Source organism: Polaromonas sp. P3_C2 (genome assembly GCF_056402675.1).
The window spans coordinates 1-8,118 of the sequence record NZ_JBFUGX010000130.1 but is presented as its reverse complement, the minus strand read 5'-3'; the positions used below and the strand labels follow the sequence as shown (position 1 = coordinate 8,118).

The following is an 8,118-nucleotide window of genomic DNA, read 5'->3' as shown; positions in this document are numbered from 1 at the left end:
GCCGTGACGACCACGGCGACGCGGTCGGTCGGCCTGGTGTGCTCGGCAATATTCACGCTCACATCCTCGTCGCTCAGCGTGGCATGCGCAAAGGGGTGCTTGCGCTCTACGTAATAGAGGTTGGTGGACGCGTGCGCCCACAAGGCCTGGCCGTTGCTGAGCAAAAAGTTGAAGGTGCCGTGGGTGGCGATGTGCGCCGCAAGCTCACGCAGCGTGATGCTCAGCTCCTGCACGCTGGGAACGCCCGCGTGAGACTTGGCCATCTCCTGCATGATCCAGCAAAAAGCGCGCTCACTGTCAGTGGTGCCGACGGGCCGGAAGCTGCCGTGCAGGCGGGGCGAAAAATCTTTCAGGTCGCCGTTGTGGGCAAACACCCAGTAGCGGCCCCACAGCTCGCGCACAAAGGGGTGGCAGTTCTCCAGCGCGACACGTCCCTGCGTGGCCTTGCGGATGTGTGAGATGACGTTGCGGCTTTTGATCGGGTAGCGGCTGATCAGCTCGGCCACCGGTGAACTGCAGGCCGGCTGGTGGTCGACAAAATGGCGCAGGCCGCGGTCGCTGCCGCCGGCCACGCTGTCGTCGCCCTCAAAAAAAGCGATGCCCCAGCCGTCGGCATGGTGGTCGGTGTGGCCGCCCCGCTGCGCGAAGCCCCTGAAACTGAAGGTCACATCCGTTGGCGCATTGCAGTTCATGCCGAGAAGTTGGCACATGTCAGTCCGCTTCCTGCTTGTTATTCGGTAAGTTGTCAGGCTGGGCGGGAGCCGGCACGCGAAGCTGCCATGCGGCCACCACGGCCAGTATGCAAAGGGCGGCCAGCATCAGGAAGGCTTCATTGAAAGCAGCCAGCCGCGCCGGGCTGCTGGTGGCGTTGGCCAGCGAATCGCCATGGGCCGCAAGCCGCCACTCCAGCACGATGCCGCACAGGCTCACACCGATCGCGCCGCCCAGCATGCGCAGGAAGTTGATGGCACTTGCGCCCTGCGATAACAGATGCTCATGCAGGGGCCGGAGCGACCCGAGGTTGAGCGAAGGCAGGATAAAACCCAGCCCGATACGCCCCAGCGTGGCCCACATCACCAGCATCCAGAGCCCCGAAGCCAGGTTCACCGTGAGCATCAATGCAAACGAGGCTGCCAGCAAAGCCAGCCCCGTGCTGACCAGCAGCCAGGTCGGGTGTTTGTCCGCCAGCCGGCCCACGCCCGCAATCGTGGCCGCCAACACCAGGCCCGCAGGCAACAGGATGGTGCCGACGTGCGAAGCCGAGAGATTCAAGCCCAGCTGCAGGTACACCGGCAGCAGGTAGGTGGAGCCAAACAGCGCGGTGCCGTAGATGAAAGCCACGATGCTGCCCATGGCAAAAGGCCGGTAGCCAAAGAGCGCCAGGTTCATCAGCGGTGCACCACCCGAAGCCGCCAGGCGGCGTTGCCACCAGATGAATGCGGCCAGCGCCGCCAGCGCGGCGCCCAGCAATACAAAGGCATGCGCGCGCCCGGCGCCGTGCAGCTCGACCATGCCGTTGAGCAGGCACAGCGTGCCCACCGCGCCCAGCAGCAGGCCGCGCCAGTCGATCATCGCGCCGTTGCGGTTGGGCTCCACGCCACCCGGGGCGGTGTCGGGCACGTAGCGGTAAGCCATCCACAGGGATACCAGGCACAGCGGCACCACCATGAAAAAAATCGAGCGCCAGCCAAACAGGTCGACCAGCACACCGCCCACGCTGGGGCCCAGCGCCGGCGCCAGCACCACGCCCATGCCGAAGAGGCCGCTGGCGCGCCCCTGCTCGTGTGGCCCGAAAGCCCGCATGATGATGATCGCGGGAATCGGTTGCACCACACCGGCCGCCAGGCCCTCGGCCACGCGCGAACCCAGCACCAGCCCAAAGCTGTTGGCCAGACCGCCCACAATGCCGCCGGCCATGAGCAGCATCATGGTGCCCACATAGGTGCGGCGATAGCCGTAGCGCGAAAGCAGCCAGGGCGTGGTCAGCATGGAGACCGTCATGGCCACCATAAAGCCCGAACTCACCCACTGCGCGCGCTCCTGCCCCAGCGTGAAGTAATGGCTCATGTCGGGAATCGCCACGTTCACGATGGTCGACGACATGATGGAAGCCATCGTGCCGATCATGACGGACAGCAGCAGCAACCACCGGTAACGCGGACCGTGGCGCGCCTGCAGGCCGGCAAGGGATGCGGGCATGGCCCGGGTGTCCGTCGTCAGTCTCTCGGCTCGGACCAGAGCTTACCGCCGGTCGCCCAGTTTTCGCGCTTGATGTCGGTGATCAGGATGTCCACCGAGTCGGGCTGGCCGCCGAGAATTTCGACGCTGACACGGGTAATGGCCTCGACGAGCTTTTTCTTCTGCTCGATGGTCCGGCCTTCCATCATTTCGACGTGGTAAGTGGGCATGGTGTCCTCTGGGGTGTTGTGGTTGATGCGGGGTTGAACACAGGGTTTTACGGGTGTCCGGTCAACTGGCCCGCAAACATGTCTGATACCCGATGATAGAAGCAAGAGGCCGGCCTTGTTTTGTCGGCCTCCACTGACAGCATGACAGGTGCTGGCGCCGGGCCCGAGAGGCTTCGCCGGGGCTATCCTGTACCCTTGGGTTCTCCTGCCGGGTGGGTGTCGTCCGGCCAGGTGCTTTTCGCTTCGGCCTTGCGGGCCCACCATTCATTCGGGCAAGCCACTTGTTTTTCACCACGCCATCCAGATCCACCGATCAACCCCTGCCTTTGCTGGCCGGCCGCAACTACCGTTGCCACTGCGGGCAGCCCGTTTTTTTTCGCAACAGCAAGTGCCTGGCCTGCGGCACGCCGCTGGGTTATGACTGTGAGCGCGGCCTGCTGCTGCCGTTGATGCCCGGGCCGCAAGAGGGCACCTGGCAGGAATGGCAGGCCGCCAGCGCACTGGCCGGCGCGCCGCCCGACGACGTGCAGCCGCCTTCGCTCGAGGAAATCCCCGGCCAGGAATCTGCGCCCGGCGCTGCGCCTGCCGCACCCGTTGAGGAAGCCGAGGCGACGCAGGCACCGCCCGCCCAGCCTGCCGAAAATGGCGAACCTCTTTACAGGCGATGCCTCAATCTCTCAACCCCAGCCTCCTGCAACTGGCTGGTGCCGGTGGAAGACCCCGCAGACATGTGCCGGGCCTGCCGCCTCAACCGCACCATTCCGGACCTGACGGACCCAGCCCTGCCCGACAACGGTTACCTGTGGGGGCTGGTCGAGCTGGCCAAGCGCCGGCTGGTGTCCGCACTGATCCTGCTCGGGCTGCCGGTGGCGTCCCGCATGAGTGAGGACACCGAGCGCGGCCTGATGTTCGACTTCCTGCGTTCGCCGGTGAACGGCCCGCACATCATGACGGGCCACAACACCGGCCTCATCACGCTCAACGTGGACGAGGCCGACGACGCCAAGCGCGAGGCGGTGCGCAAGGCCATGCGCGAACCCTATCGCACGCTGCTTGGGCATTTCCGCCATGAAGTGGGTCACTACTACTGGGACCGCCTGCTCGCCGGCACTGCCTGGATGGACGGCTTTCACGCACTCTTCGGCGACGAAACCCTGGACTACAAGGCCAGCCTGCAGCGCAACTACGACGAAGGCCCGCCCGCGGACTGGCCGCTGCATTACGTGAGCGCGTACGCCAGTACTCACCCCTGGGAGGACTGGGCCGAGTGCTGGGCGCATTACCTGCACATGCGCGATGCGATCGACACCGCTTTAAGTTTCGGCCTGAGCGTCGATCACTTCGACCTGGAGTTCACGCCGTTCACGATAGATGCGCTGTATCAACCGGATCACCCGGATGCCGAACAGTTCCTCACCTTCCTGAACCACTGGACGCGGCTGACCACCATGCTCAACGAGATGTCGCGCAGCATGGGCCAGCCCGATTTCTATCCCTTCATCCTGCCGACGGAAGCGGTCGCCAAGCTGCACTTCATTCACCTGGTGGTGTCGTCGGGCAGCTGGCTGCAGGAGCAGGCCCCGGATGAGGCACAGACGCAGATCCAGAGCCCAACAGAGGAAGAGGAAGAAAATGGAGAAATGAAGGAATCGCAGCAGCAGCAAGGCTAGCGCGTGATTTTCAGGTAGAAAGAAGTTGCAGACCAATAAGGATGGGCGCAAGCAGCTATTTTTTTGATAGCACCTGAATGGATCGCGATGCGTTAAAGTCGGCACAACGCACACCCTTCACGACCGCCCATTCATGCCCACCCGACCCAGAGGCCATCACTACAGCGTCTATGTGATCGAGCTTGGGCCCGAGGTGTGGAACGTGGCACGCTTTCGCCGCGCCAATCCGGACTACCAGCTGGGCAAGCCTTTTGTGTATGTGGGTATGACCGGGCTGGACCCGGATGTGCGTTTTGACAAACACAAGGCCGGCATTCAGTCCAACCGTTTCGCCCGTGATTTCGGCGTGCGGCTTTTACCCAAGCTGTACGAGATGTACAACCCCATGCCCTACGACGCCGCGCGCGACATGGAAGTCGAACTGGGTATTGCCCTGCGCGAAGCAGGTTACGGTGTATGGCAAGCCTGAGCGGGGCCGCACCGGAGCCGGCTATTCAAGTGCGCTCACGGCCACGCCGTGCTGCTTCGAAAACGCCTGGAGTGTTGCGGCGACCTGGGGGTCCAGGAGGGTGGTCGTCAATTCAATGATCTTGTTGCCGTCACCCTTGTGGCTATCGCTCACCGTCACGGTGGCCGAAGGATCATCGGCGGCAAACAGCTTCTGCAGCGAAGGGCCCAGCGACCCCATCAGGCCGTCGCGCTCATCCTGAGCAGCACCTGACTGCGCAGCATACTGAACCTCAAAAGAAAAATTTGTCCTGGGATTCATGTCGGGTGTCTTTCTGGGTGCCGGAAAAGCTACCGGCGTAATGTGGCCGCGAGGGTGATTTCGGGAACGCTGGCCAAGGCCCTGGAGAGCGGGCAGGCCTTTTTGGCGCCTTCGGCGAGTTCCTGGAATTTCGCTTCATCGATATCCGGAATCACGGCCTCCAGGGTCAGCGCAATGCGGTCGATGAGGAAGCCATCGCCCTGGGGCACCAGGCGGACCTTGGCGCGGGTGTCCACCGAGCTGGTGCCGAACCCGGCCTTGTCGCAGGCAAAGGAAAACGCCATGGTGAAACAGGCTGCATGCGCGGCGCCCAGCAACTCTTCAGGATTGGTGCCGCTGCGGTCGTCCTCAAAGCGGCTGCCAAAGCCGTAGGGATACGCCTTGAGTGCAGCGGTGTCGGTGCTGATCTGGCCCTGGCCCTTTTTGCCTCGGCCTTCCCAGTGAACGGATGCGGTTTTTTCGGTCATGGGGTTCTCCAGGTTTGTGCGCGTGCAGGGTATATCCGTGCAGGGCAGTGAAATGAAATGAAATGAAATGAAATGTTGAGCGTTCCAGCGTGCCCGCCTTTTTTGTGGCTGGCCGTCGGACAGCGCCGCACGTCGGGGTAAGGCCTTCCCGCCGTGGCCGGAGCTGGTGTGAGCCGGGATGCACCGGTCAGGCGTCGTCTGCGCCCGGGTCTTTCATGTGCCATGTGATCCGCCCAAACTCGGCCCTGAGCTGGGCCCGGCCCTCGTCGTCTGCCAGTGCGGAAAGAGCTTGTGCCACCGAGAGCTTGCGTGCAGAAACGGGCTTCCCGCGGTAGGCAAACACGATGCTGTTGGTTTTTTCCTGGGCAAGAATTTCCACGGAATTGCCGTCGAAACTGCGCGCAATGCGGCCCGCCAGCAGCGGATAGTCCGGGTCATCGTAGTGCAGGTTCACCACCAGTACGCCGCCCGGCGACAGCGCGGCAAAACAGTCGTCATAAAAGCGCTGCGAACAAAGGGCCGGCGGTTGCCCCTGGTGGTCAAACCCGTCGATCAGCAGCACGTCGAACCGGGGGGTACCGGCCTGCAGAAAATCGGCCCCGTCAGCGGCGATGACGCGGAACCGCGCATCATCGTCGGGCACGCGGAATTCGCGCCGCAGCGCCACCACCTGAGGGTTGATCTCCAGCACAGTCATCTGGCTGGACGGCAGCTGCCGATGGCAGAACTTGGCCAGGGAGCCGCCCCCGAGGCCGATCATTCCGATGTGCAGGGGCGCGGGCCGAAAGAGCAGGAAACCCATCATCGTCAGCGTGTAGTCCACTTCCAGGCGCCAGGGGCTGTGCATCAGCATGCGGCTTTGCAGTTCACCCATCGTGAAGTGAAGCGACCGGGTGTTTCCGTCGTCATGCACAAACGGCTGGGCATGCGCTGGGGGCGGCAGTTCAGCCGGGCCCGCGGGTACAGGATCGGCAGGAAGTTGCGTGAGGTCGGGCCAGGAGGTCATGGGATTTAAGCTGTGCGGGATGGTTCCACCATCAAGCCGGCGGCGGCAGGTTTGCCACCCCGCTCGGGACCCGCCTCAGACCGGCTGGGATTCGGGCTGCGTCGTGGTGGCGACTTCCGAAGCGACCGCATCCAGGGCCTGCGCCACCACACCCTGGCTGTCGACCGGCCTGAGCAGGCGTTCGCGGATCAGCCGTTCGCAGCTGCGCTTGGTCATCGAGTGGGGCTGGCCGCCGTGGCTCACGAACATGAACAGCGTGCCCTTCGTGCTGGCCCAGATCAGCTGGGCTCGCAGCCAGCGGCGCCTGGAGTACATATCCACCCAGTGGCCGGAGCGCAGGCTGAGCAACAGGCGCTCGGCTTCGCTTTGGGCCATGGCCGGTACTGCATTTGCGGAGGCTGCCGCCGCGGCAAGGTATTCCGGATGGCTGGAGTCGGGCTCATTTGCCGCATGCATGGGTTCTATCGGTGGCGGTTCGTCTTCCTCGATCGGAGCAAGTTCTCCAGGCACGGTCGGCAGGGTGTCTTCAAACCCTGCGGCGTCCAGATCGTCGCGCGCAAGCCAGGGGTGCGCGGCGGCCTTGGCAAGGCGCTGTTCAGGCGTGGCCGAATCTTCTTCGGGCTCCAGCGGTACGGCGCCCGATTCTTCGGCGTCACGCCGGCTTTTCAGGCGGCGCAGTTTGAGCACGGGCCGGTGCAGCATCATCAGGCCTTCGAAGAAAGGCTCACTTTCGCGCGGGTCCTGCCCCAGCAGCTCCAACCCCTCATGCAGCTTGCCCAAAAGGCTGGGAATCATCTCAATCAGTTTGGCCGGGCGTTTCAGGGTGACTTCCCGCTTGACGCTCCAGAGCAGGTCAGGCACCACCGAACCGAAGCCCATCGGATCAACCTGGTTGCGTGTATCGGAGAGTCTGGCGTGCGCCATAGCCAGCGCCCAGGGGCCGAACAGGAAGTCCAGCACCAGGCCCGGCACCTTGTCCAGGTCCGAGCGCGTGCTCAGCTCAAAGGCGATCTGGTCCGCCTGCGTCTGGCGCTCTTCGGCGAAACGCAGGGCCTGCAGCACGTTGTTGCGGTTTTCCGCTTCGAACTGGTCCTGCTCGTCCCACCCGTATTCGAGTTCGGCCAGTGCCATCGCGAAAGGCTGGGCATCTTCGATCGTCAGGCTGTTCAGCCCGTTGAAAGCGCGCGTGACCGGCTCAAAAAACGCCAGGAACTCAGGGCTGAATTCGTCGTTGTATTTGAAGCTGCGCTGCGCCACGCGCTCCATGACGCGGCGCCCGGCGTGGCCTTCGTCGCTGAAAAAGCGCGGGTCCACCATGGCCAGACGCAGCAGCGCAGGCTCCAGCGCCACGATGGCTTCCCGCACCGGCACCAGCAGGCGCGGGTCTTGCGCGACCTGTTTGACCAGCTTGCGCACCACTTCCAGGCCCAGCACCTGACCGACCTGCTTGGCCTCTTTCTTCAGCTGGGTCCGGACGATGGCGCGCTCGCGGGGCCGGGCGTACGAGCCCCAAACCTGCGGGCTGAGCTGGCTGCGCTCATCGACCATCCGCTGCGGACGGTCTACCGCCGGCAGGTTTTGGTATTCATGTGAGGGCGCGGCTTGCGACTCAGCCAACGGCGCGCCGGAAGAGTCGGGCGCTTCCTGCAGGGCGACCAGCTCTTCCTCGACCGTTTCGTAATAGGACGGCGCCAGCCCGTGATGGGCGTTGCTGCCGCCATGGAACAGGAAATCCTGGAACAACTCATCCCGGATCTCATAGTTGGAGAGGTCGGCATATTGCGGGGGCGGCTGGTGG

Annotated in this window: 9 protein-coding genes; 2 read left to right on the top strand and 7 right to left on the bottom strand. The window is 63.9% G+C overall.

Going from position 1 to position 8,118, the window contains the following annotated elements:
* The 3 genes from AC1DWI_RS07785 to AC1DWI_RS07775 all read right to left on the bottom strand — a co-directional run.
* Window positions 1-710: class II glutamine amidotransferase (locus AC1DWI_RS07785; protein WP_477724629.1), on the bottom strand; the 710-nt coding region annotated here is incomplete at its 3' end.
* A gap of 1 nt (window position 711) precedes the next feature.
* A complete protein-coding gene (locus AC1DWI_RS07780) occupies window positions 712-2,199 on the bottom strand; it encodes an MFS transporter (RefSeq protein WP_477670704.1) in 1,488 nt (495 codons plus the stop codon).
* A 17-nt stretch (window positions 2,200-2,216) separates the two neighbouring features.
* Window positions 2,217-2,408 carry a 4-oxalocrotonate tautomerase gene (locus AC1DWI_RS07775; RefSeq protein WP_411881369.1) on the bottom strand — a complete coding sequence of 64 codons (192 nt, stop codon included), beginning with the start codon at window positions 2,406-2,408 and terminating at the stop codon, window positions 2,217-2,219.
* A gap of 281 nt (window positions 2,409-2,689) precedes the next feature.
* Here AC1DWI_RS07775 and AC1DWI_RS07770 point away from each other — a divergent pair, with 281 nt between their 5' ends.
* Together AC1DWI_RS07770 and AC1DWI_RS07765 are read left to right on the top strand one after the other, a co-directional pair.
* Window positions 2,690-4,078, top strand: a complete 1,389-nt coding sequence (locus tag AC1DWI_RS07770) for a zinc-binding metallopeptidase family protein (RefSeq protein ID WP_477670703.1) — start codon at window positions 2,690-2,692, stop codon at window positions 4,076-4,078.
* 133 nt (window positions 4,079-4,211) lie between these two features.
* On the top strand, window positions 4,212-4,547 hold the full coding sequence (locus AC1DWI_RS07765; protein ID WP_457282321.1) for a hypothetical protein: 336 nt from the start codon (window positions 4,212-4,214) through the stop codon (window positions 4,545-4,547).
* 21 nt (window positions 4,548-4,568) lie between these two features.
* On the opposite strand, the gene AC1DWI_RS07760 is transcribed toward AC1DWI_RS07765, so the two are convergent.
* The 4 genes from AC1DWI_RS07760 to AC1DWI_RS07745 form a co-directional block, all read right to left on the bottom strand.
* A complete protein-coding gene (locus AC1DWI_RS07760; protein ID WP_477670702.1) occupies window positions 4,569-4,847 on the bottom strand; it encodes a hypothetical protein in 279 nt (92 codons plus the stop codon).
* Window positions 4,848-4,876: 29 nt separating this feature from the next.
* The gene (locus tag AC1DWI_RS07755) at window positions 4,877-5,314 is read right to left on the bottom strand and encodes an OsmC family protein (RefSeq protein ID WP_477670701.1); all 438 of its coding nucleotides are present in this window, start codon (window positions 5,312-5,314) and stop codon (window positions 4,877-4,879) included.
* A gap of 187 nt (window positions 5,315-5,501) precedes the next feature.
* A complete protein-coding gene (locus AC1DWI_RS07750; RefSeq protein WP_477670700.1) occupies window positions 5,502-6,320 on the bottom strand; it encodes a fused MFS/spermidine synthase in 819 nt (272 codons plus the stop codon).
* Between the two features lie 75 nt (window positions 6,321-6,395).
* On the bottom strand, window positions 6,396-8,118 hold a 1,723-nt coding region (locus AC1DWI_RS07745), incomplete at its 5' end, for a DUF1631 family protein (RefSeq protein WP_477724628.1).

Bases quoted from the DNA above. Each gene is read 5' to 3' on its own strand.
- AC1DWI_RS07780 (WP_477670704.1), bottom strand. From the start codon at position 2,199: ATGCCCGCATCCCTTGCCGGCCTGCAGGCGCGCCACGGTCCGCGTTAC.
- AC1DWI_RS07775 (WP_411881369.1), bottom strand. From the start codon at position 2,408: ATGCCCACTTACCACGTCGAAATGATGGAAGGCCGGACCATCGAGCAG.
- AC1DWI_RS07765 (WP_457282321.1), top strand. From the start codon at position 4,212: ATGCCCACCCGACCCAGAGGCCATCACTACAGCGTCTATGTGATCGAG.
- AC1DWI_RS07760 (WP_477670702.1), bottom strand. From the start codon at position 4,847: ATGAATCCCAGGACAAATTTTTCTTTTGAGGTTCAGTATGCTGCGCAG.
- AC1DWI_RS07755 (WP_477670701.1), bottom strand. From the start codon at position 5,314: ATGACCGAAAAAACCGCATCCGTTCACTGGGAAGGCCGAGGCAAAAAG.
- AC1DWI_RS07750 (WP_477670700.1), bottom strand. From the start codon at position 6,320: ATGACCTCCTGGCCCGACCTCACGCAACTTCCTGCCGATCCTGTACCC.